Source organism: Vibrio ouci (genome assembly GCF_004551525.1).
In the GTDB taxonomy this organism is placed as follows: domain Bacteria; phylum Pseudomonadota; class Gammaproteobacteria; order Enterobacterales; family Vibrionaceae; genus Vibrio; species Vibrio ouci.
Map to the genome: position 1 here is coordinate 22,462 of NZ_SATR01000001.1, position 24,991 is coordinate 47,452.

The 24,991-nt window shown below is 44.2% G+C and carries 18 protein-coding genes and 1 pseudogene; 11 read left to right on the plus strand and 8 right to left on the minus strand.

All coding sequences use genetic code 11. The annotated features are described in order from the left end of the window. The first annotated feature begins 2 nt into the window (after nucleotides 1-2). Nucleotides 3-1,028 carry a ketoacyl-ACP synthase III family protein gene (locus ELS82_RS00105; protein WP_167489165.1) on the plus strand — a complete coding sequence of 342 codons (1,026 nt, stop codon included), beginning with the start codon at nucleotides 3-5 and terminating at the stop codon, nucleotides 1,026-1,028. Next, the gene (locus tag ELS82_RS00110; protein ID WP_134833656.1) at nucleotides 1,021-1,992 is read left to right on the plus strand and encodes an aldo/keto reductase; all 972 of its coding nucleotides are present in this window, start codon (nucleotides 1,021-1,023) and stop codon (nucleotides 1,990-1,992) included. Before ELS82_RS00105 ends, ELS82_RS00110 begins: the two co-directional genes overlap by 8 nt. Before the next feature lie 57 nt (nucleotides 1,993-2,049). Here ELS82_RS00110 and ELS82_RS00115 read toward each other — a convergent pair whose 3' ends face one another. Further along, nucleotides 2,050-3,390, minus strand: coding sequence for a sensor histidine kinase (locus ELS82_RS00115; protein ID WP_134833657.1), 1,341 nt, complete (start codon nucleotides 3,388-3,390; stop codon nucleotides 2,050-2,052). Beyond that, nucleotides 3,381-4,085: a response regulator transcription factor gene (locus ELS82_RS00120; protein ID WP_134833658.1), complete on the minus strand. Its 705-nt coding sequence runs from the start codon at nucleotides 4,083-4,085 to the stop codon at nucleotides 3,381-3,383. The genes ELS82_RS00115 and ELS82_RS00120 overlap by 10 nt, the downstream gene beginning before the upstream one ends. A gap of 646 nt (nucleotides 4,086-4,731) precedes the next feature. Between ELS82_RS00120 and ELS82_RS00125 the strand changes: the two genes are divergently transcribed. The 8 genes and pseudogenes from ELS82_RS00125 to copI all read left to right on the plus strand — a co-directional run bounded on the left by ELS82_RS00125 (nucleotide 4,732) and on the right by copI (nucleotide 15,228). Continuing rightward, a complete protein-coding gene (locus ELS82_RS00125; protein WP_134833659.1) occupies nucleotides 4,732-5,277 on the plus strand; it encodes a hypothetical protein in 546 nt (181 codons plus the stop codon). A 4-nt stretch (nucleotides 5,278-5,281) separates the two neighbouring features. Next, on the plus strand, nucleotides 5,282-6,826 hold the full coding sequence (locus ELS82_RS00130) for a hypothetical protein (protein WP_134833660.1): 1,545 nt from the start codon (nucleotides 5,282-5,284) through the stop codon (nucleotides 6,824-6,826). Between the two features lie 57 nt (nucleotides 6,827-6,883). Beyond that, nucleotides 6,884-7,585, plus strand: a complete 702-nt coding sequence (locus ELS82_RS00135) for a VV20781 family protein (protein WP_134833661.1) — start codon at nucleotides 6,884-6,886, stop codon at nucleotides 7,583-7,585. A gap of 199 nt (nucleotides 7,586-7,784) precedes the next feature. After that, nucleotides 7,785-8,258 (plus strand): hypothetical protein, encoded by a 474-nt coding sequence (locus ELS82_RS00140; protein WP_134833662.1) that lies wholly within the window; start codon nucleotides 7,785-7,787, stop codon nucleotides 8,256-8,258. A 219-nt stretch (nucleotides 8,259-8,477) separates the two neighbouring features. Next, nucleotides 8,478-9,740 (plus strand): annotated as a pseudogene (locus ELS82_RS00145) (TolC family protein); the annotation flags it as partial. 15 nt (nucleotides 9,741-9,755) lie between these two features. Continuing rightward, the gene (locus ELS82_RS00150) at nucleotides 9,756-11,468 is read left to right on the plus strand and encodes an efflux RND transporter periplasmic adaptor subunit (RefSeq protein WP_167489167.1); all 1,713 of its coding nucleotides are present in this window, start codon (nucleotides 9,756-9,758) and stop codon (nucleotides 11,466-11,468) included. Further along, nucleotides 11,465-14,608, plus strand: coding sequence for an efflux RND transporter permease subunit (locus ELS82_RS00155; RefSeq protein WP_134833665.1), 3,144 nt, complete (start codon nucleotides 11,465-11,467; stop codon nucleotides 14,606-14,608). Before ELS82_RS00150 ends, ELS82_RS00155 begins: the two co-directional genes overlap by 4 nt. Nucleotides 14,609-14,673: 65 nt before the next feature. Then, nucleotides 14,674-15,228: a copper-resistant cuproprotein CopI gene (gene copI / locus ELS82_RS00160; RefSeq protein ID WP_134833666.1), complete on the plus strand. Its 555-nt coding sequence runs from the start codon at nucleotides 14,674-14,676 to the stop codon at nucleotides 15,226-15,228. Between the two features lie 31 nt (nucleotides 15,229-15,259). Here the strand turns inward: copI and ELS82_RS00165 are convergent, their stop codons facing one another. Together ELS82_RS00165 and ELS82_RS00170 are read right to left on the minus strand one after the other, a co-directional pair. Further along, the gene (locus tag ELS82_RS00165; RefSeq protein WP_370447422.1) at nucleotides 15,260-15,712 is read right to left on the minus strand and encodes a hypothetical protein; all 453 of its coding nucleotides are present in this window, start codon (nucleotides 15,710-15,712) and stop codon (nucleotides 15,260-15,262) included. 127 nt (nucleotides 15,713-15,839) lie between these two features. After that, on the minus strand, nucleotides 15,840-16,196 hold the full coding sequence (locus ELS82_RS00170; RefSeq protein WP_134833668.1) for a PilZ domain-containing protein: 357 nt from the start codon (nucleotides 16,194-16,196) through the stop codon (nucleotides 15,840-15,842). A 227-nt stretch (nucleotides 16,197-16,423) separates the two neighbouring features. Here ELS82_RS00170 and ELS82_RS00175 point away from each other — a divergent pair, with 227 nt between their 5' ends. Beyond that, a complete protein-coding gene (locus ELS82_RS00175; protein ID WP_134833669.1) occupies nucleotides 16,424-17,236 on the plus strand; it encodes a fumarylacetoacetate hydrolase family protein in 813 nt (270 codons plus the stop codon). Nucleotides 17,237-17,297: 61 nt separating this feature from the next. On the opposite strand, the gene ELS82_RS00180 is transcribed toward ELS82_RS00175, so the two are convergent. Genes ELS82_RS00180 through ELS82_RS00195 form a run of 4 tightly spaced genes read right to left on the minus strand, consistent with a single transcriptional unit; the run spans nucleotide 17,298 to nucleotide 24,654 of the window. Further along, nucleotides 17,298-18,395, minus strand: coding sequence for a DUF6708 domain-containing protein (locus ELS82_RS00180; protein WP_134833670.1), 1,098 nt, complete (start codon nucleotides 18,393-18,395; stop codon nucleotides 17,298-17,300). Nucleotide 18,396: 1 nt separating this feature from the next. After that, on the minus strand, nucleotides 18,397-21,696 hold the full coding sequence (locus tag ELS82_RS00185) for a toxin VasX (RefSeq protein ID WP_134833671.1): 3,300 nt from the start codon (nucleotides 21,694-21,696) through the stop codon (nucleotides 18,397-18,399). Beyond that, nucleotides 21,693-22,568 carry a DUF4123 domain-containing protein gene (locus ELS82_RS00190; RefSeq protein ID WP_134833672.1) on the minus strand — a complete coding sequence of 292 codons (876 nt, stop codon included), beginning with the start codon at nucleotides 22,566-22,568 and terminating at the stop codon, nucleotides 21,693-21,695. The genes ELS82_RS00185 and ELS82_RS00190 overlap by 4 nt, the downstream gene beginning before the upstream one ends. Beyond that, nucleotides 22,561-24,654, minus strand: coding sequence for a type VI secretion system Vgr family protein (locus ELS82_RS00195; RefSeq protein ID WP_134833673.1), 2,094 nt, complete (start codon nucleotides 24,652-24,654; stop codon nucleotides 22,561-22,563). The genes ELS82_RS00190 and ELS82_RS00195 overlap by 8 nt, the downstream gene beginning before the upstream one ends. Nucleotides 24,655-24,991 lie beyond the last annotated feature (337 nt).

The window sequence follows — 24,991 nt, forward strand, 5'->3', positions numbered from 1 at the left end:
CAATGTACATCAGAGGTATCGGAGCCTATTTGCCCAGCCACAGACGCTCAGCTCAATATGCTACCGTTCACGACCGCTACCCGATTGAGTATCTTGAAAAAGATGGTTACGAAAGCGCGGCTATTGAAACCGAACTGTTTGCTCCACAAATGGCAGAGATCGCATCACTCGCCGCCCTACAAGATGCGGAAGAAGATGGCACAAGCTTACAAAATATTATTTATGCATCTATTCACTGGCAAAGGTACGAACGAATTTGGAACCCCGCGTCGTATCTGCAAAGTCGCCTAGGTTTAATTGACGCTTTACCCCTTAATGTACAGCACGGTTGTAACGGAGGCTTTCTCGCCCTACAGCAGGTTTATCGGCACCCTCTACAAAAGCTGCAGTTACTGCTAACTAGTGCTGACAATTTCACTCATTCCAATTTTTGCCGCTGGAACGCAGATTATGGGTTGATTTATGGCGATGCCGCAGTGAGTGCCTTGTTTGATTCTGAAAAAGGTTTTGCCAAAGTTCGTTTCTTTGAGACACGCACTATCCCTGAACTTGAAGCCCTGCATCGTTTGGAGCAACCGCACAAAGAAAACGGTGACAGCTGGAAACAAGATTACGACATCAAAGCAACCAAAAAACATTTCTTACAACGTAACTCAAGAGAGGCCTTCATCAAACCTATTTTGACTTGCCTGACATCACTTAAGGACCAGCTCATCAATGAAATAGGTGATGAAACGCAACCAATCGACTGGTTAATCGCCCCTTTTGTTGGAGACTCAGTCCGGTTATCAACCTATGAAAAAGTTTTCGCCCCTCTTTGCAAACATAGCTTTTGGGAACAAGGAAGAAAAATTGGTCACACAGGGGCAAGCGACGCTTTGTTAGGGCTTCATCAATTAATCGACAACAAACAAGTTGATGTGGGTGAATTAGTACTACTTGTTAGTGCTGGAGCTGGCTTCACATGTTCCGTCATGTTGTTAGAAATCACGCCTGAAATTATCAAAAGAAGGAAATCCAATGATTAATATCACCTCAGATTTAAAAATGAACCGTATCGGGCTCGGCTGTATGGGCATGTCTGAATTTTATGGTTCAAGTAACGACAATGATTCACTCAAAGTCATGGCCAGAGCGGTTGAACTAGGTGTGAATTGTTTTGATACAGCTGACCTTTATGGCGATGGGCACAACGAAAAACTAATTGGGAAGTTCTTAAAACAGTCGAAAATTAAGCCCGCAGTAGCGACAAAATGTGGCATCGTCCGCCACAAAGAAATACTCCCAGATGGCAATTTCAAACGCACTTACAATGGCACCACTAAATACATAACTGATAGTTGCGAAGCAAGCTTAAAACGCTTAGGCATTGAGTGCATAGATCTTTTCTATTTGCATCGCCCTGACCCGAATACACCAATAGAAGAAAGCGTTGAAGCTCTAGCAAAATTAAAAGCGCAAGGAAAAATAAAGGCTATCGGATTATCAGAGGTCTCTGCAGACGATTTAGTTCGCGCTCAGGGAGTACACCCAATTGATTGCCTGCAATCAGAATACTCATTGTGGAGCCGTGAAGTCGAAGCGTCAATTTTGCCATTCTGTCAGCAAAACAATATCACCTTTGTCGCTTTCAGCCCGCTGGGGAGAGGACTCACTAAGCCCTCTATTAAGTTGGAAACCACTGACTTCAGAACTAACATTCCACGCTTTTCTGCACATAACATGTCAGCCAACAGACCACTGTTTAGCCTCATTGATACGATTGGAAAACAATACGGCGCTTCTGGTGCACAAGTCTGCCTAGCTTGGCTTCTTAATCAAGCGCCAAACCTAATGGCGATCCCAGGAACACGTCACATTAAGTACTTGGAGCAAAATGTATTAGCTCAGAATATCTCCCTTACTGATGAAGAACTAAAATGTTTAGACCTTGCTTTTGCTTCTGAAAAAATCCAGGGGGAGAAGTACTTAGTTTCTACGTCCGCTGCATAGAAACTCACCGGTTAATTTAAAAAAGCCGTTTTCTGCAAGGTTCATCGAATACGGCTTTTACCTTTTAGGAATCACAACCGTAAAGCGAGCACCACCTAAATGGCTTTGATCGACTGAAATTGTCCAATTTAGGTTTCTCGCGGCGTTTTTTGCAATCGCAAGGCCGAGTCCAAAACCACCATCATTAGCGTTGCGGCTCTTATCTAATCGGGCAAAAGCCATGAAGATCTCTTGGCGTTTTTCTTCAGGTATGCCCTCGCCGTTATCTTCTACATCAATGGTCCAACACGTTGGGTATTCGTGCAATGTTACTTCAACTAAACCATTACCGTATTTGTCAGCGTTTTTGATCAGGTTGTCTATCACGAGCTTGGCTAACGCGGGTGGTAACGTCACTTCATCTTCAACAACGTCATCTGCAATATTCAGCTTGGTTGTGTTGCTCGCAATCATGTCTAAACGACAACGACATAGGCGTCTCAGTGGGACCACTTTTTCAATCGGCTTTTCATCGTAACCCATTTTATTGTTCAGCTTTGAGAGCTGCAGTATATCGCTCGTCAGATCTGAAATGTCTTCAATGTAGTCGTCGATATCATTAAAAAGCTGCTCTCTGTTTTGGCAGTCCTTTCGCCTAATCAGATCACATGCCATCTGAATCTTGCTCAAAGGCGTGCGGATTTCATGGGGGATCGCATGCGAGAATATCTGATTTTGCTTAACGCGACGTTCAATATCTTCCGCCATTTCATTGAAGCTTTGAGCGATCTCTTTGATTGGAGAAATATGATAAGCCTCTGCCCTCACGTTTAGTTCACCTTGACCAAAGCGCTCTTGCGTCATAATGAGTCGGTTAACACGCTTGTTTACACGGTGAAGCGGTAAATAGATTAATAAACCAAGCGCTATACTCATGGTAATAAAGAGAGAAGCCATAAAATGGACTTCTTCATCTTCGTACCAAGGAAGCGTATCATTATGAGGGTCGTCTATTTCCTGAAAGAGCAAATGATAAGGAGAGTTTGGAATCGGTGACGCCATTCTTAACAACTCATCGTCATCCATGTAGACCCGAATACCTTGAGAGCTAATATGCATTGTACATTGCTGACACAACGGCTGAGCTTCATCCCTCCCTTTTAGGAGGGCCAGTTTGTAATCGTAAAAAGTCAACTCACCATACTGGTTTAACTTCTCATACAACCCATGACGTTCATAGCGACTGTTCACATAGCGTTGAGCATGGTGGATTCCGTCATCAACAAAGATATCCAGGTCCGCTTTGCGCATGTAACCAGTACCAAAGTGCATGAAGACTGCAAAAGTAAGCATCATGCCCAGTAAACTCTCTATGTATAGGCAGGTAAACATAGAACGAGGTCGAGATTCTATGCGCATGCGTTGCTGCTCACCAGTTTATAACCTTGATTGCGAATAGTTTTAATCGTGGCACTGTAGACTTCAGCTTGAATGAGTTTTTTGCGCAGTCCTGATACTCGCATATCAATAGAGCGATTATTGACGTTGTATTCGATGCCCCTTGCTAAGCGACAGCAATGGTCACGAGATACGGTTTCTCCCGCATTCTCTATCAGCAATTGTAAGATCTCAAATTCTGAGTTGGTCAAATTGATTGGTTTGTGTTCGTAATACGCGGTTTGGTTCTGGGCGTTAATAACAATCCCATGAGCGTCAGAAACATAGCTCGATTGCTCTAGCTTCTGCTGTCGTTGGTAACGTCGCATCAAGGCTTCAATTCGAGCAACAAGTATGTGCCCTCTCACAGGCTTTGTAACATAATCATCCGCACCAAATTTGAATAAGCTCACTTCGCTCATTTCATCTTCAGCAGCGGTGAGTACCATTATCATACCGGAATAAAACTGACGCGCTTCAGCGCATATTTCAGCCCCTGATTTGCCCGGTAGCATCAAATCAAGCAGTACAAGATCTGGTTGAAGTTCTTTGATTTTATCTATCGCACTTGAGCCATCATATATCGCTTCAACTTGGTAACCCTCTGCGGTTAAGTACATCTGAGTAAGCTGAGAAATATCACGATCGTCTTCGATCAATAAAATCTTTGAATTCATCTATCTGCACGCTGTTTATAAATTTGCGCGCAGTATATAGCAAACGTTTCACCCTTCAAGGCAACTCATTAACTTGGCAAATAATTAGAGTAAGAATTACCTTACATTTAAGGTGTATTTTCACTAAGCGATGCAATCGATTACAGGCTTTCGTTTTATATAAGACCGGCAATGTATAATTATTAAACAGACACGCGCTTGAATATAAAAATATATTAAAACTTGTGACTCATTATATTTAATTATGAGCAATTTAATTAACAAACCCGGTAGGAAGCGTTCAAAAATCACACTGCGTAAAATATGCTTTACAACATTACGTATCAGTTATGAGACAGAAAGAATCGCCTAATTTCTCATGCCCCTCAGACAAACGCTTACATGTGCTTACATACCCAAACCTTACAAAATGACATACCCAATAAATCAATGAAAATTGCTTAGTTCTCTGATCAATCCCTTATGAACTGGTAGTTTATTCATAAAAACAGACCAAGTTTTGTTAACTTATTGTAACCACCACTGAGTATTAGCTTACATAACGAGATAAAAACCCAATACGCATACAAGCGCTTACTTAAATTATATTTATTTGCCGCTAACATTCGTTCCAGTTCTGTTATTCATCATTGACTGGTATATGCGTATGAAGCTTTCCTCTTCTGTCCTTTTATTGACTTCTGTTTTCTCAGCTACCGCTTCAGCTTCGGTTGATGCCCAAATTTCCGATATCGTTAAAACATGGTTTAGCGTAGAGGTAAAAAAAGTCAAAAGCTTAGCCATTCGCGCTGTATTTGACTGCGATTTTTACTCAGCAACACCAACAGTGAGCACGACAGACGGAAGTTCCAGCTATGGTGGTCATTACTTCCTACATAAAGATGGACAGGTAGAGCTCATCAGTTCACCAAGTACAACTCAGCCTCTGCCTGAGTTTACTCAATGCTTCAAAAAAGAGTTTGTGATATCAAATAGCGAAGACGCAGAGGTTTTACTCGAAGCACTAAGCGGTATTTTCCATACCTACAACTCATCATTTAGAGAAGTTGAACCTTACGTTCTACAAAAGGACACTCACTGGGAATTAATTCACGATAAGTTCTTCGAAGATTACTCTGGCTATGTGGTAAAAACCGCGCCAGACGGAACGATTAAATCGATTTCTTATTCGCTAGGTCTTAAGGGGAAGTAAGAAAATGATGATTAAACAAGCATTAGCGCTAGCTGTATCTATCGCGTTGATAGGTGGTTGCAGTGACGATAGCGACAACACTAGCCAACAGAAAGGAACAGCATTACCTGTTACGGCGAACTCTACTTTTGGCTCAGTGGTGATGACTGAAGAGATTCCAGAGAAGTTTCAATTTAAAGATATTAAGACATACGTCAAGATCACGCCTAAATCGAGTAACGCTTATCGCGCAAGTAATACAGCCTCTGTTCCTACGATTCATATCATTGCTACCAATGATGGCGTTAACAATGAAAAAGTTCGCCGCGCTGCTATGATCATGCAGCACCTGCTCACCAACTATGCAGGCAGTCAGTACGGTTCTGACAAACAATCGATTACCAATAGCATGGCCAACCGCAATGCAACGCTAATTTTGACCGCTGACGATAATGAGAATCAGACGGTTCTCACGCGCATCTATGCAAAAGAAGCTGAGCGTCAGGGCAAACTTGAAGCTTGGGTTAAAGCATCAGGTGCGAGTAGCTTTGCAGGCCTGAACTTCAGAAATGCAGATGCATTTGTAAAGTCGTTAGTTCAATACGAAGATCAACACTCTGAGAAAGATTTCGAAGCGGTTATCGATGGTTTAATTGAAGGAATCGTAACAAGTAAGCAATCATCACAGTGGCTGCTAAATAGTCAGTCTCTGATGTACCGTGAGCTATCTCTTGAAGGCGATTGCCACTATATGAGCAATTACGCCGATTACTGCCCTAACCTTGGTGCCCATGCCGACCGTGACGCTGCGTTTGAAGAGATCTTACATATCACGCAAGCTCAAGGTATTGCACCCACACTGAAGGGCCTTCAAGCAGACATCGATGCTCGCGCACTTAACTTATATAACCTACACAAAGCTGGTGGCAACGCAGTTTGGCGCCCAACGGACTCTAGCTGGGAAGATTGGGAAGGTGATGACAACAACCCTACTGTTGGTACCTCTTACTCGCATGAGTATTTTGCCGCTGCCTTTGAAGCTTACATGGGCGTCGCAAAGCATAACGGTCACGGCTTAGACGGTTACCAAGCCTTAACTCGCGAAGCAATGGAAAGCCAAGATAAGCAAGCGAAAGAATGGATCGAAGGCATGTTCCACAAGCACTTGCAATACACCGCCAGAATCGACTCTGTGGGCGTCGTTACTTATTTTGAGCACACTTATCCGGGTTCAGGGGAAATACCGACATTCGTAATGAACCGAGATGATGCCCAGCCAACAGATGGCTACACCTACAAGTCACAATGGCTGATTAACGCTGAGATCATTGGCGATAAACAAATCAACCTAATTGCTAACGATGAAGATAACGTCATTAAAGGCAACTCGGCCAATAACATCATATTTGGTAAAGGTGGTGTCGATACCTACCTTGTCGATCATAAATATGCAGAGTGTTCGATCACCAAAACCAAGTATGGCGCGACCATTACCTGCCCTACAACGGGTACTGATGAACTCGTTTATGTCGAGAAAGTCTCCTTCTCAGACAAGACAATCGCTCTCTAATAATAATCACTACTTTCTTTCAGTGAATCTGCTGGGAGAGTTCAACTGGTATATACAATGAAAAAGCAACTTACTCTTTTAATTTCTGTGCTTGGTTTAACTGCATGTGGCAGCCTTGCCATTATGGATAAATCCGAAGCTGTGAAAGCTCAGCCTGAAATGCTAATTAAAACCGATGGCGACCTATGGGGCTTAGGCGGTGACGGTCAATTTACATTAGGTGCAACTTACGAGGGTAAGTACTCGCGCGACGCATCTACATCAACTTGGTTCAATACGATTTCAACTAAAGATGGCTCAATGGCGGCTGAAGTGACCAATAAAGACAGTGGCAAAACTTGGCTGCTGAGCTGCAGCGGTGGCGGTGGCGGCACATCGGTTAAGTTCAGCATGCTTCAGTTTGGCGGTGATTCTCCTTACATTTGCGATATTACCTCTCAAGGCGAGCCTGCTGGCACTTTCTTGCTTGAACGCGATGCAAAAGTGATCGACTTTGGCACTGAAAACAAAGAGAAAGGTTCTATTGCTGTTGATGGCATTCACTTTGACGTTGAAACTGTACACACAGGTTCTGGCCTAATGATGCCACTGCAAAACCCTTTGGGTTACAGCTTTAAGTTAAAAGGACAAGAGGTCGCTGCGGTGCAAACCAATGGCATTCTCACGGTACAGTGGCTACCAGAAATGACGGCTCAACAAAACGATGTTCTGGCTGTCGGTGCGATTGCGAGCGCGCTAAGTTGGCGTCCGGCTGACTAACCTAGGCAACACACCGATAAGATAAAAGGCGCATGTTCTGCGCCTTTTTTACGCTCAACGCAGCCCATAAGTTCATTGCCTTCTCGTCCAGAGCGCTATACTAAACATAGATCGACAAAATTCACTCTAAATCGAAAAAACTGTTGACCTTACCCTTAGGGTAGCCTTTAAAGTTCTACCCTATAAACAAAGGTATGCTATGACTCACTCACTAAAGAACACGATGATTTTGATGTTCAGTATCGTATTAATGCTGATCTCGAACTATGTGTCGAGTTCACCAGCGATGGCGATGAATAGCGTAACCTTTGAAAGTGCTAAGGTAATGGATGGGGCTCACAGCCACCACTCTCAATCCATGCAAATGGCCGAGGCATTTGTACCTAAACGCACCCAATCACAGCATACTGATTGCATGTCGATGAGTCAGGGTAACACCCCTCATTCGATGGCGAATAGTGCCCAACAAGATTCCACAAACTCTGCACATTGCGGAGAAAGTGACAGCGGTATGCACACTTGCTGTACAACTGTCTGTTCTAGTGCCTCCTACCCTAATCATGGCGCTCAGCTCTTGAGTGCGATTACACCGTCATTAGCGCTACACCAGTCGATTAAAATTGGTGATACCGTCGCACGCCTTCAATCTATCCTGCGCCCGCCGACCGTTTAATTCTCTTTCATAAATATCGTTTCCCGATCGTGACGTTTGTCCGATAAAAGTACTGGGATAAGTCTATGCGTTTTCTAACGCCCTGAATGGATTATGATTGTGAACAATGAATTATACGGCCTTGGTTTTACTAAACCGATAAGCCTTTGTATCGCCGTATCAATCGCCGCGATACCAGCCGTCTCTAATGCTAAAGAAATGAAAGCTTCTACGAGCATCGCGGCGTCAACAAACCAGCTCAATGCACTGATTGAATCTGCGTTAAGCCAAGACAGTAGCCGAGCGCAATACACGGCTCAGTCACTGGCTATGACTGAATCGGGTGCTGCGAGCGCGACATTAATGGATCCAAAACTCAAAGTTGGCTTCGGTGGACTGCCTGTCGACTCATTTAAGTTTGACGAAGATCCAATGACCAATATATCCGTTGGCTTAATGCAGCAGTTCGAACGCGGTTCAACATTAGAGTTGAACCAACGCAAGGCGAGTCAACAAGCGAGCGGGCTGTCGTTACAAGTTTCTCTAAGAGAACGAGAAGTCGCCAGTCAAATGACGCAGCTTTGGTTGGAGCTTGGTTACTTGCAATACGCCGAGTCGATCATCGTTGAAAACCAGCGTCTAATGACTGAAATGGAACAATTCGTGACGACCAATTACTCCATTGGTAAAAGCGAAGCTCAGGACCTGCTCAACACTCAATTGCAAGTGAATAAGCTAGAAGAAAAGCTGCAACTCAATCATCAAATGCAAAGTCGTATCGTCTCTCAGTTCTCTGAATGGCTTGGCTCTAACTGGTTAGGCAGCAATCGCTCTCTTTCGGCGAGCTACTCTCTGAGTTGGCCTACACTAAATACGATTTTGTCCTCACACGCCGGTACTGCCCAATACTATAACCAGTTAAACCAGCACCCAATGGCACAAATGGCTGACTCCAACATTTCCGTTAACCAAATTCAGGTAGAAGTGGCTGAACAAGCTTACACGCCGCAATTTGGGGTTGAGGTCATGTACGCCTACCGTCAAGCCAACAACATGAAGGGTGAACCAGCGTCTGACCTCGTAAGTGCATATTTGACCATGGATATTCCTCTCTTTACAGGTAATCGCCAAGACAAGAACCTTGCCGCGGCGCAGCATCAAGTAGGTGCAGCGAAATATCAAAAAGATACTTTGCTGGCGCAAATGAACGCTCAGGTGAACGCACTGATGAACGACCGCATAAACCTGCAAGAACGCATCGAACGCTATCAAGAGCGTTTGCTTCCTCAAGCGACGGCAAGAACCCAAGCGGTCGAGCGCGGCTACCAGAATAGCACCGCACAATTTGGCGATGTTATTACCGCATCAAGTGATGAGCTCGCACTGCAACTTGAAGTCGCACGTTTGACGACTGACCTAAACATTACCAATAGCAAATTGGCAGCATTACTTGGCGGCTTTGAATACACAAGCCCTGAATCACCCCTTACCCACAGCAAGTAAGAATAAGGAATAGACATGAGTACATTTAAAGTTGCGACGCTTGCGTTATTGGTGGGCGGTGCTATTGGCTACGGCGCTAACTTCTATTTATCAGGCGCTGGACATGCAATGCCAAGCGCTTCAGCTGAAGCGACAACAAGTTCAGATGAACCTTTGTATTGGGTGGCTCCAATGGACCCAAATTACCAGCGAGACAAGCCTGGGAAATCTCCAATGGGTATGGACCTTATTCCGGTTTATGCGTCTGACCTAAACGGCGACAATGATAAGCCGGGAACAGTCAAAATTGACCCAGCGGTAGAAAACAATCTGGGCGTAAAAACCGCTTCAGTGACAAAAGAAGCTCTATCGCCTCGTATTGAAACCGTTGGCTACATTGCCTTTGATGAAAGCCAATTATGGCAGACCAACGTCCGCGCTTCGGGTTGGGTTGAGAAGCTCAACATCAACGCAGTTGGTGAGAAGGTATCCCAAGGTGAAGTTCTGTTTTCGCTCTACTCTCCTGAACTAGTCAAAGCTCAAGAAGAGCTGCTCAGTGCCTATAAAACTCAGCGTAAAGGCATGATTAAAGGCGCTACAGACAGATTGATTACCCTCGGCGTAGATCGAGAGCAAATCCGTGCAATCACACGTCGAGGCAAAGCATCTCAGACTATCGAAATTAAAGCCCCGGCAGATGGCATTATCGCTAGTTTAAACATTCGTGAAGGCGGTTACTTATCACCTGCGCAAGCTGTAATCAGTGCTGGCCCTCTCGGCGAAGTTTGGGTAGATGCGGAGGTCTTTGAGCGCCAGTCTCATTGGATTAGCAAAGGTAGCCAAGCTTCAATGACCTTAGACGCCATTCCGGGTGGAAGCTGGACCGGTGAAGTCGATTACGTCTACCCGATTCTAGATCCGAAAACTCGCACCTTAAGAGTCCGTTTAAAGTTCCCTAACCCTAACGGTGAACTCAAACCGAATATGTTTGCTAACGTCGCATTGCTCCCTGTTAGTAACGAACAAGTACTCACAATTCCTCGCTCGTCGGTTATCCGTTCAGGCGGAATGACTCGTGTTGTGCTCGCCGAAGGTGACGGTAAATATCGCTCAGCACGCATCGAAGTCGGTCGAGAAGCTGGAGACAAAATCGAAGTATTAGGTGGTCTTAAAGTCGGAGAGAAAATCGTTACTGCAGCACACTTCATGCTCGACTCAGAATCAAGCCAATCGGCGGATCTATCGCGCATCAACGGTGTCGAACCACCAGCAGAAACAGCCTGGGCCAAAGGTGAGATCACCGATGTCATGGAAGGACATCGCATGCTGACCATCAACCATCAACCGGTACCTGAATGGGACTGGCCGGGCATGGTGATGAACTTCAATGTTGCAGATGAAGTGGATTTCACGCCATTTTCTCAAGGGCAAGCGATAGAGTTTGAGATGCAAAAAACACCACAAGGCCAATACGAGATCGTTGACTACAAAATCAGTGATGCCGCCATCGTTGCAGAAGTTTGGGCAACGGGCGACATCTCTATGTTGATGGCCGATTTTGGCATGATCACGTTAAACCACTTACCGGTAACCGAGTGGGATTGGGATTCAGGTGAGCTCAATTTCTCTGTTGGCGAAGAGATCAACCTATCAGGCTTTGAAGAAGGCCAAAAAGTTCGGTTTCTAATCGAGAAACAAGGTTCTGAGTACATCCTGAAACAACTTGAGTTAGATGAGGACCGAGTATGATTAATGCGATTATTCGCTGGTCGATCAACAATCGATTCTTAGTCCTTGTTGCGACCATTGCGCTGGTATTCGGTGGTTTATACAGCATCAAGAACACGCCGGTTGATGCGATTCCTGATCTCTCTGACGTACAGGTGATCATCAAGACTAGCTACCCAGGTCAAGCGCCACAGGTGGTTGAAGACCAAGTCACTTACCCACTGACCACTGCCATGCTCGCGGTACCTGGAGCAGAAACAGTCCGTGGCTATTCGTTCTTTGGCGACTCCTATGTCTACATCATCTTTAATGATGATACCGACATGTATTGGGCTCGCTCGCGCGTACTGGAGTACTTAAGCCAAGTTGCGCCTAATTTACCACCCAGTGCCAAGCCGACACTTGGCCCTGATGCGACTGGTGTGGGCTGGGTATACAGCTATGTACTTCAAGACAAAACTGGGCAACACGACTTAGCCGAACTTCGTAGCCTACAAGACTGGTTCTTGAAGTACGAGCTGCAAACAGTTGATGGCGTTTCAGAAGTAGCCACTGTGGGCGGTATGGTTAAGCAATACCAAGTTCAGATTGACCCAGCTAAGCTGCGTGCGTATGACCTAACGCTACAACAGGTCAATATGGCGATTCAAAACGGTAACCAAGAAAGTGGCGCATCGGTGGTTGAAGTGGCTGAAGCGGAACATATGGTCCGTACCACAGGTTATCTATCCGGTATTGAAGACATCAAAGCCTTGCCGCTGAAAGTGACCGAGCAAGGTACACCACTACTACTTGGCGATATTGCTGACATCAACCTTGGCCCACAAATGCGCCGTGGCATTTCAGAGCTTAATGGTGAAGGCGAAGCTGTTGGTGGTGTCATTGTGATGCGCTTTGGGGAAAACGCCAGCGAGGTTATTGCCAAAGTTAAAGACAAGCTCAGCGAACTACAAAACAGCTTGCCTGAAGGTGTGGAAATTGTCGCGACTTACGACCGTTCAACACTGATTGATTCAGCAGTTGAAAACCTATGGAAGAAGCTGACAGAAGAGTTCATCGTGGTTGCTATCGTCTGTGCGCTGTTCTTATTCCATATTCGTTCATCACTGGTGATCGCGTTAAGTCTACCTGTCGGTATTCTCTCAGCGTTTATTGTTATGCATTGGCAGGGAATTAACGCCAACATCATGTCGCTCGGGGGGATCGCGATTGCCATCGGAGCCATGGTTGATGGCGCGATCGTAATGATAGAGAACGTTCATAAACATATTGAACGGACTCCTCTCAACGATAAAAACCGTTGGCAGGTGATCGGTAATGCAGCGCAAGAAGTGGGCGCTCCGCTCTTCTTCTCACTGCTGATCATTACATTGAGTTTCGTGCCAGTATTCGCCTTAGAGGGCCAAGAAGGTAAGATGTTCTCTCCTCTCGCCTTCACTAAAACCTATGCGATGGCAGCGTCTGCCGGTCTAGCGATTACCCTAGTACCTGTGCTGATGGGTTACTTCATTCGCGGTAATGTGTTACCGGAGAACAAAAACCCGATCAACAAAGGGTTGGTGTCACTGTACAAACCTTTATTGAATCTAAGTCTGAAATATCCGAAAAGTGTTATTTCGCTTGCCCTAGTGTTAATGGCTTCGGCTTACTACCCAACCACAAAAATGGGTAGCGAGTTCATTCCACCGCTAGACGAAGGCGACCTAATGTACATGCCGACTACGTATCCGGGCATCTCGATTGGTAAAGCGCGTGAGGTTCTACAGCAAACCAACAAGCTAATCATGACCGTACCTGAAGTGGAAACATCTTGGGGTAAAATTGGCCGAGCAGAAACAGCCACCGACCCTGCTCCGCTGACTATGATCGAAACTGTGATTCAGTTGAAACCACGTGACCAATGGCGTGACGGCGTCACAACAGAATCCCTGCGTAGAGAGTTTGATGAACTCGTAAAATTCCCGGGGCTAACCAACGCTTGGGTTATGCCAATCAAAACGCGTATCGACATGCTTGCGACAGGTATCAAAACGCCTATAGGTATCAAAATCGCTGGCCCTGACTTAAAAGTGATTGAGAAGATTGGTTCGGATCTTGAGCCTATTCTTAATGCGATTAACGGTACTGCTTCAGTTTATGCTGAGCGCGTAGCGGGTGGTCGTTATGTCACTATCGATATCAACCGCCGTGCAGCCGCGCGTTACGGGTTAAGCATCAAAGATGTTCAGCAAGTGGTCTCCACAGCCGTTGGCGGAATGAACGTGGGTGAAACCATTGAAGGGCTAGAACGTTACCCGATCAACGTACGCTACCCGCAAGACTACCGTGATTCGGTGGTCAAACTACAGAACTTGCCACTTGTCACACCAAATGGCGCGCGCATCGCACTCGCTGACGTAGCCGATATCCGTTACGAAGATGGTCCACCGATGATAAAGACAGAGAACGCACGCCCAAATGGCTGGGTATTTGTCGACATTGATGGCCGAGACCTAGGTTCATACGTTGAAGAAGCAAAGCAGACCGTTGCCGAGCAACTCAACCTCCCTGCGGGTTATTCATTAGCTTGGTCAGGTCAGTATGAATATATGGAGCGCGCTAAAGAGCGTTTAGGCGTCGTCGTGCCGATTACCATTGCCATCATCATGCTACTGCTTTACTTCAGCTTCCGCCGCGTGGGCGAAGTGATGATTATCATGCTGACCCTGCCGTTAGCTATGGTCGGTGGTCTCTGGTTAATGCATTACCTTAACTATAATTTCTCTATAGCCGTCGGGGTTGGATTTATTGCCCTAGCAGGTGTCGCCGTGGAGATAGGTGTAATCATGTTGGTCTACCTCAACCAAGCATGGCATTACACCAAACTTAAGGCTGAGGAAAGTAATCGAGCACTCGAAACCCGTGATTTGACTGACTCGATTCGAGAAGGTGCAGGGCTTCGTGTACGCCCAGTGATGATGACGGTTCTTACCGTGATTATCGGCTTGATCCCTATTATGTACGGGGAAGGAACTGGCTCTGAAGTTATGCAGCGTATCGCAGCGCCAATGATCGGCGGTATGGCTTCAGCACTGATGCTTACCCTACTCGTACTGCCTGCAATTTTTAAATTGTGGAAACAACGCGAGCTTAAATCTCAAAATCAATCAACACACAACTAATTCAACACATTGGGGAATCGATTTCCCCAATCACAATTATTTCGCCTACTAGGTAAGGAAGAACAATGAAAAAAACACTACTTGCAATCATGCTTTCTCTGACGACAACTGCAGTTTACGCGAACTCTGATCACGCAAACATGGACCATGGCAATATGGACCACGGAAAAATGGATCATGGCTCTATGGATCACAGCAACATGTCTAACAATAAGATGGACCATTCTATGATGAATATGGAAGGTATGTCTGATGTTGGTATGCCAGCTAAAGGAGCAAAACCCGACAAGGTTGTTCACGTAATCTTAGATGATGATATGACTATCAAGTTTAAGAAAGAGGTAAAGATTGAGCCAAACGATGTTGTCCAATTCGTGGTGATGAACAAAGGTAAGATTGACCACGAGTTCACCATTGGTTCAGCGAAAGAGCAGCTAGAACATCGTGAAATGATGAAGACGATGAGTCACCATGCCCACGACTCTGGCAACGCAGTGACTGTCAAGCCGGGTAAAGCAAAGCAACTTCTGTGGCATTTCCATGGCGACAATAATGTCGAGTTTGCTTGTAATATCCCCGGCCACGCGGAAGCTGGCATGGTCAAAAAGACTACTCTTTAATATCAATGAGGCAGCGAAAGCTGCCTCTTTTTTACTTTATTTGCGCAAGCTTTAGGTACGAATGCAGTTCATCATTTTTCAGTTCAACCGCAGAGTGAATATTGATTTCCGAATTGCCAATCACGGCTAAGTTGTACTTGTTTGAACCTTTTTGGATTTCAACGAGCAATACCCCATCGTCAAGCCTCCACTGCCCCGTAGTTTCGAAACGATCAAACAGTCGAAACTCTTCGAGTGTTCCATCACTATGAAATACTAACTCAGTAATGTAGCCGCCCGTGCAAGTTTTTATCCAATGAGTGTTCTCAACATCTTCAATCTCAATATTACGCTTGGTGTCTAACCAACGCTGATACTCTGGCAAATTCACCAAACCCGAAGGTATATGTGGTATATCCACCAACTCCTTGGTTTGACACTCTCTCAAGTACAGCTGTTGTAATAAGGCGCTTTTATCCATTGATTGCGATCTACCTTTTTCCATCATGGTTCTATTGTCTAACAGTTAGCGTATGATTTCTCACATCAAGATCTACATCCAGATAAGAAAAAGACTCCGTAAAGGAGCCTTAGTTCGTCAGAACTGAGTGTGGGTTTGTACGTAGCGCCTACTATGCTGCTTCAATTCTTAATTTTTCAAAAAACGAAGGATATTTGGTACGAATAAAGCGTTGCTCATCGACCATAATTTTAAATGTCGGGCCTTTTTTCAATTGGACGATCACTTCATCCTTATCGAAACGAAGTATAGCTCCCTCAACCTCGACGACGTTCTCTTCATTAAGGTTCAGTACACCTTTTACGGTCAGCCCTTTATACATATTGGTGAAGTTATTAGAGACCATTCTAATGCCGCCTTCCGATACTTCAGTCACCTGAAACATCTCATCACCGAATCGAACGAAAGGCCTAGCTCGTTTAGGGTACTTTAATCGGTAATACTTGCGTTTTTGTTCAACGTCATTCATAGACTTAATCCCATTCCACACTGCATATAGAAGCACGTCATCCCTTTAGTATAGCTCTATCATTCATAACATGACGTTTGAGCAATCAATGTACTGAATATATTACCTAAGTTATCGACCAATTGTCTAAACTCTTCACCGTTATGTTAGATTGAAGGTCACGTAATACACTCGCTAGCTCACTGATAGATAAGATATACTTACTGATTCAACCAAGGAGCCTATCCATGAATTTATGGCGTTATCTCATCTGTTTTATCCCTTTTTTCCCGTCATTAGCTTATGCAGAAATAACTCATTACGTTCGCTACCAGCACTTAGGCAAAGTCAGCTACGGCAAGCTGGTTGAAGATAAAATCTATCCGCTCCAAGGCGATTTGTTCTCTTCCACGGCGATTTCATCTCATACGATAAATCTAAACGCTGTTACCTTATTGGTACCGACTAAGCCAGAGAAGGTATTTGCCGTCGGGATGAATTACGCCAGTCATTTGGCCTCTCCCGCTAATCAACCACCACCGATTTTTTCTAAACTGCCTTCGTCACTAACCCTGTCAGGCGCGCCGATTAACGTCCCACAAGGCGCTACTAATGTGCATTTTGAAGGTGAGCTTGTCGTCGTTATTGGTAAGACAGTTAAGAACGCGTCCGAGCAAGAGGCTCAGCAAGCGATATTCGGCGTTACTGTCGGCAACGACATTACTGAGAGAAACTGGCAACACAGTGACTTGCAATGGATTCGAGCTAAGGGTTCTGATCGATTCGGCCCAATCGGCAGCAGTATTGCCGTCGGTGTGGATTACAATAATGTAGAACTCACCACTCGCCTAAACGGCCAAGTAGTACAGCAAGAAAACACTCGAAATATGATTCACAGCCCCGAGAAAGTGGTCAGCTACCTAAGCAAGCACTTTACCTTAAAGCCCGGCGATTTGATCTATATGGGTACACCGGGAAAAACCAAAGCGATGAAAGATGGTGACGTAGTAAAAGTGTCGATTGAGGGTGTGGGTACTGTGGAGAATGTGGTTAGGTTTTGATGGTTCAGAGAGAGGAAGCGACCGAAAACAGCTTCCTCTTTGTTTAAATATGAACCGGTAGCTACGCTACAAGCTTTTGCAGAGTAGTTAAGCTCCCTCCTGCAGCATAATGCGCTTCTGCCGCAGCTTTTTGCTTACGTAATTCTTCGCTTGGTTTAGCCCATTCTTCTTTGGGTATTGCTTTAGACCACTCATCTACTTCTTTAGGGAATTTAGCCATCGATATTTTGCTGTCCCATTCTGAAACCAAGTAAGGTAGCTTCCACAGACATAAAATATTAAACATGTAGTAGCCAAACATATTAAAGTATGAGGCAGTAGGGTCTGACATACTCATAGCAAAAATAGGTTTAGACCCATTTTTAAACTTCTGCTTTATCTGCAAACGACTTTCATCAAATGATTGTCGATTTTCATCTTTAGCTTTTTGGGCCCAATATTCAGGCTCCTCTTCCATATAGCAGCGAATAATTTCCCACGAACGTTGCCCTTCTTCCATAATCCCTACAGGCCTTTTAAACATCCAATAGTCTTTACCTGTCGAGTCGGGGAAAGCCATACCAAAAGTGACGTTAGATACAATAGCACTACCGGTAAAGCCTTTATGCATTGATACCCAAGAAACAGTCTCTTCCCAAGGAATAATTGTTGGTTTTTTATTGCACTCATCGAAATAACAAACTTCTCTACGCTGGCGATTGAAACGGATGGGCTTTTGACGAGATTTTTTTAAAGATGTTTGGATAATTGTGTACCAACCAAGAAAAAGGGGGATCAACAATATCGAACCAATAATTAGGCCGTCATCCCGAACGCCTGCAAGTAGTGCTTTAAGAAAGCCCCCAAATCTCTCATTCGCCGCGAATGCCCCAGCAAAGAATATAAATGTAACCACCATCACACCGAGCATTATACAGAACATGATCAATTGAACTTGAAAGGCCTTTCCTTGGTTAGCTTGGCCTACATCCATATAAGTTTCGTTGATTTCCAATATTTGATTTGATTCACCTAAGCCATTAGGAATAACGCTCGCCGAAGGCAATGGCTTCGGTGAAAAAAACAGAGCTTCTCCCAAAGGATAAGCGCGTACCTCCCCCGCTAAAGGGCGTTGGTCGCTTAAGTTAAAATCCAGTTCTATACCTTGTTCTTTTGCCACGTTATACGCCTTGTAGTTTTAGCTGATCTGTCGTTAACGGTAATAAATTGTCTTGTATAATGTTTTTTGCTTTTAGCATACTCACTTCATTTAACAAACCAAGTCGGTTTAAACTTGTGGTTTGATATCTCACTACACTCTTGCTTGTTGAGTCCGGTGTTGGTAGATACCGTAATTCTATACCGATACCATGATGAGCATTCGCTTCACGTGAAAATATTGGAATTCCGATCTCAAGTGCCTCATTTAGTGAGCTTAAACAGACCCATTGCTGCCCTGCAGCTTCAGTCCATGGCCGCCAGTTGTTTCTTTGTTGATCCTCAAGCCAATAAACTGCAATTTCAATTCCAGCGTCATCAAGTTCGTTTATAGTAATTCCTGGCATAGTCAGCAACAGCGCATTCCCTAAAGGGAGTTGCTTAATTGACATCGTTGGTTTAGAGCTGATTTTAGCTAATTTCTCATTACTAATCCCAAGCGAGTTATTTTTTGGAGTATCACCCCATGAGCTATCTTTAAACCACTGCATATAGTCTGACAAGCTAAAGTAGTTATACCCAGCGGTAACCCCAAGTTGCACCGCAGACACAATCAAACCAATCATGTTGACTCTTAGTCCAATCGATAGCAGACGGTCACTGTTCATCGCCCAAATTGCAGCCCTTGCTGCTTTGTCTGTATTCATTACTGCCCAACCAACTTTCGTAGCTCGGACAAAACCAGCTCCGTTAACCAAAGTCATTGTTGTCTCAGCCATAACATCAGTACCATATTTCAATGAACTTGCGATATCGCCCTTTTTAATTGCTTCGGATAATAACAATCCTGATTGATATGTTTTTGTTGCTGATGCTGATAGCCCAAAAAAGTATGCGATGCTACCAAGTGTCGCACTCCAACGACCTAAAGTCGCTCCATATAGCAGTTTTGATTTAGAGTGGCTGACATTATTGAGCGCAGCTTTATCGTATCCTTCCCTCACCCCTTGAACAAAACCAAAAATCGCACTTAGTGCAGTAGTAGTTTCTTTAAACAATAATGTGTAGTTTATATTCTGCGTAGATGCTGACAACTGCCTGTTATAAATACTAATAGCATTATAAACTGCAAAGCCAGCGATCATTGCTCCCAGTCCATCCCAAACTTTTAGGCTATTCAACACGTTAACGCTTTTTATAGAACGATAATCCGAAGCTAGGACTTTAACATCAAGCTTTTGAGCTTCAGTAAGTCCCTTTATGTAAAAACCCGCTTTCTCTGGACCGTCACCTAATGGAGAGATAGAGCTATGAATCTTAGTTTCAAGCTTAGATAGTTCAAGCTGATTAGCTTTGTGACTTTCTTTAAGTTCATATAAATCTGGTTGACCAGTGCGCCCTTTCTTCCGGTGCTCAGCCCATACTTGACGCATAGTATTTTTTAACGACGTATTTTCGTTGCGAATTTTAGTCGCTTGTTTGGTAAGAGAATTAAACTTATGAAGCTCTTCTTCACTTGCAAAGCCAAGAGTGATATCACTGTTTCTATAAGCTTTCAATACTCCTAGCCAAGCAGCGCCAGTATAACTGCGTAACACTTCGTGAGGGTTGAACTCCTGTACGTAACTTATTTTCTGAAAGAACGTGTCAATTGTATTTGTTAAACCAATGGTATTAGCAGGGATGAACGTTGAGTCAATAAGTTGAGAATAACTACTCAATGTACCGTTCGTTTGGATTGATTCATGAGACCCGAGCTGTTCATTTATGATGTTATTTAGACTTACTCCAATAGCATTAATTTCCGCGAGATCTTTTTGATACTTCGCAATAAGCTTCGCTTCATTGATTTTCTTACCAATAGCCTCTGTCAATTTGTCGTATTCAACAGCTGACTTCGTGAATAGAGCTCGATAAGTTGCGACCCAAGGCATTTCCTCTAATTTTTCAGCTACTAACTGGCTAGCCGTATCGTTCCAGCATATATCTTGAATACAGCTGTACTCAGCCGCTAACAGCTCCTCCAACTGTGAGTCTGTGGTCGAATCAAAGTACCAAGCAGCGGAGTAAAAGCGGGGAAATAGCTCTATTCGGTCTTGAGAAATTGCATTAAGCCGCTCATCCCAATAAGCAAGTTTTTCTCTTTCTTGCTTAAGAAAACTCTCCATTTCTGCCTGATTAATTACACCTTTAATTCCTTGTTTTCCATTTGAACCATTCCAGATCTTCCATACAGGAACTCCGTATAGGTCATTGGCAAATTGCTCTTGGATATCATGGATAAGATCTTTGTATTTCTCCATTTTTTCTAAGCCAAGAGCCTGCTCCATAAGCCGATATTTCTTTCCAACAGAAGGACGGCTAAAATCGTGGTATTTGTCGTCGTACTCTTGTATCCATGCGACTACGCTTTCTTTTTGGCTTGAATTCAGTTCATTACTGAACTTTTCATTCCCTAGCATAGCTGCTAATGCATCAACTTTTTCCGGAGAAATCTGCAACTGGGTTTCGATGTAGCAACCTTCTACATATTTTTGATACTGTTGCTCATCTGATTGCCAATCTTCCAAAGACTTAGCGACTAACCCTTGGTAACTTGCCAAGTCTCTTAAGACACCTATGTCATCATTAAGAACTAAGTAAAGGTGATCTTCTTGATATTCAGCGAGAACAGAACTATTGATAGCTGTGAAGTCTGTTTCTTTAAATAGCGACTTATGTTCCCACTCATAAGGCTTGTACTCTACGTCATTATTAGGGGTACCTAGCTGCTCCGAACACTCCGCAATAACCTCCGATGCTTGTTTTGATGTCAGCAGGTCTTTCCCACCGTTAGTCGCATCAAAACTTGATAGGTTTACCTTTTGCGTAAAACGCAATCTATCTTTATCTGAGCCTATCACTTGAGAACATTTTTTTGCTGTCCATTGAAGCTCAGAATAGGAACAATAAATCACATCGCACCGCTCGAATACTAAGTTAGCGTCACCGATCGAATTCGTTCGTTCGTCACTATTTACTTCAGCATCTTGCCAAAGTAATTTCGTAATTTTCCCAGCCTCTACTCGATACTCGTGAAGAATCCACTGGCTATCAGTGTCTACCAAAATGTAGAGCCAACCATCGCGGAGCAACCTAATGCCTAAAGGTTTCGAATGAGTCTCAAAAGGTAATTTTGTGTGTTCCTTTGCAGATAGTGTTTCGACTAACCCATATCTAACCGGAACTAGTTGAATTTTACTTTTTTTAAGAGAACAAGTACCCGCAGGGTCTTGAGCATCTTTTGTCTGACCCGTTTTAGCGTCATCATTTGGATTGCTCATACTTGTTTCTCCTGAGTAGTTTTTTGATTTGAGTAAGCTAAGGCGAGCTCGGAAGCTGCTTCGATCCTTTGAGATGGCGTTTGCTGAGATGGCATTTCGATTAATTGATAAATATCCGGGTAAACTTCTGGGTCTCGGAACTTATCCTCCCCCAAGAAACCTATAATATTCATATACATTAAGAGGTCACGTTCCGAAGTAAAACCTTTCTTGTACGCTGTTAAAGCATGTTGGTTGACCCAAGATGTACTATCGGTTTGGTTGTCTAATAAGGCTGGAAACCACTTCAAAACATGCTGGGATAATTTCTCAATCGTCGTATCCCAAGAAACTCTCCCGAGCAATGCCCATTGTTCGTCAGAAACCTTTAGTTGCTCACGGTGAAACTCTAAATCTGGAGACTTTGCGCTCTTCCAACCTTTACGAGTCGGAATCCATACTTTCGATACTTCATTCCAGAACTGAGGTGTTTGGGTAGCATAAAAAACCCAAGCACATTCCGAGTTCGCCATCTTGATATAAATCTGACTCCCGTATGGCGACTCTGCAATAATCAGCTTTCTATAATTTTCGCAGATAACATCTAGAGCTTTGCTCGAGGAAATAAAATACCCAGCTAATGAATTATTAAGCTCAAAAAACCAATCCCGAACACTCTTTGAAGCTTGTACAATATAGGGAGAAACTTCGATAAGCTGATCATACGGTGCCTTCATATAGATAGGCTCTATATGAAGTGGGCCATCTAAGGCATAAAGTTTTGAAGCTAGTCCCTCAATTTGTGCCCCATCAACAACAAGGTATAGTTGCTCATCTTTCTCCAGCTCAAAGCTAAATCCCGCTTCTAAAAACGATTCGTTTAAATTATCCATTTTTACTTAGCTCTTCACAGACTTCACACACTGGATCCTCCCCTTTTAAAGCCTCTACCTGTCGACTTTTCAATAGAGGGCTCATTGCATTTTGTGTTGACGTAATCTGTAATGGAGTTGCCTCCTCCGGCGTAGCCAACGCCTCTAACCCCATCGGCATTGCTGGGGCTAAGCCACCAAATCCGCTGCCGCTGCCTGCGCTTCCGCCAGAGTTCATATTGATTGCTGGACCCACGACATGAACGCCACCAGCATCAACTTTCACAAAGCTTCCACCAGCTTTGATGGTGATTCCGCTACCTGCATCGAGAACAATCTTGTTGCCTGCTTTTAGGTGTACTTCAGAACCTGCATCGATTGCTGTTTTGCTTTTCACTTTTTGCTGAAGTGCTCCGCCAATGGTTACGGATTTATCGGCGACGACCTTTTCACACAACTCGCCTTGAACCGTTGTGTGACGATTGTTTTTAGTCAATTCAAAGCTGTCGTTATCAACCTTTAAATAATCATCACGTTCAATTTTGGTCACATGATCATTTTTAATTTCTACATCCATGTCTTTTTGCGCATGGAGGTAAACACGTTCTTGGTCAACCTGATCTTCAAAACTCAGCTCATTAAAGCCTTGGCCTTGATAGGTCTCAGTTCTTATTGCTGTTTTGGTTTTGTTATCAGGTAAAGGATAAGGAGGTATATTGACTGCGTTGTAGGTTCTACCAGTAATGATCGGTTGATCAGGGTCGCGATTAAGAAAAGAGACGATCACTTCTTGGCCTACTCTTGGTATTGCTACGTTACCGAACTGCGCCCCTGCCCATCCTTGAGAAACTCGAACCCAGCACGAACTGTGCTCATCAGCGTTTGAATAACGATCCCAATCGAAATGAACTTTTACGCGTCCTTGGTCATCACAGTAGATATCTTCCCCTTCAGGGCCCACGACTGTTGCGATCATTGGGCCATCAACGCTAGGTTTAGGCGATGGCTGCGCTTGCCAAACTGTGTCTGCAGGAATCACTTCAATATGGTTGAAGTAAGTGGTTTCGCCAGTATTGCCTTCTTCTTCCAGTGCTTGAGGTTGGGTACCGAAATGATGACTAGAGACGACGACCCACTCTCGGTTTACCGTCGAGTCTGGATGATCTTGTAGCTGAAACTTTTTACCTGACAGCAGCGAAGCGTGGTTGCACTCGCCTAAGGCAACACGTGTATTTCTGCGCAGAAACTCTAATCGAGCCCTATTTATCTGCTGTCCTAAAGCATCGCTTTTAAATCTTCCCGGAAAGTCAAAGTGCTCATAAACATCCGCTCGCTGCGCACCTAATTCTTTACCTTGCGCTTGTTGTTTAAAATCGTACGCTGGCTTTTTGAAACTGTAGTCTTGAAGCTCACTGTGGCTGACGCCGACGGTTGATTGGGTCGAGAAGGTGCTGATATAAGGCTGCTCAACAATTCCGCCACTCAAATGAACGTAAGGGACCGGTTGCTCTATCGCGATTAAGCCATCGTTTGAATCGGTAAAGAGTAGCGTGTGTTTACCTTGCTCGTGGACAAAGCTATAGCTCAGACCCTCTTCTGCGGCTAGTCTGTGCAGAAAATCCAGATCAGACTCTCGATACTGAGCGACAAATTCTCGCTGCACGTACTCATTCTTTAATACAAAGGCATAATCAACGACCTCCATCTCTTGAAGTAAGATTGAGATAATTTCGGGAGTCGTTTTATGTTGGAAGAGTCGAGAGTTACGACGCAGAGATAGGCGCTCTAACGCTGGCACCATAGTTAACTGGTAAAACGTGTGATGATGGCCGGTATTACCCTTGCTAAATTGGCGCACGATACCATTGAGTTGCTGGACGACCTGACCATCTTGCACCAGTTCGAAGTCGACAGAGCGATCAACGATGTTGCTTGGTACCAGATCGGATTGCCTGCTAGCGAGCTTAAACACGAATCGAAACCCGTTACACGCCTCGCCATTACGTTCAATTGAACTTGATATACTATCACTGCCTGAATACTCGATAACGCGTAGAGTATCGTGTTCAAACCCATCGATATGAATATTCAAGTTGAGCGTTGGCATTATCAAAGTCCTTATGGTTACCGTTCAGGTAGACAACATTGTGAACAGCATACAAAGCAAACTTAATACCAACCAATAAAACCAATAAATACAGCAACTTAATTTAAACTTAATGTTCTAAAAGCGAAAAGCCGCCCCATACGAGCAAACTTTTACTTGCGAGCGTCTCATTCTAAAGATTCTTACCGGCGCTGAGACGTGCTCGTGCGGCATGAATGTCCAATTCCCCATCACTCAATGAGCTCTAAATTGCGCTAATCAATCTGCCTGAGTAATGACAAATTTGGCTAAAATAAGCGGCTCGTATGCATGTTTTAAAACGCCATATATTCGCTTT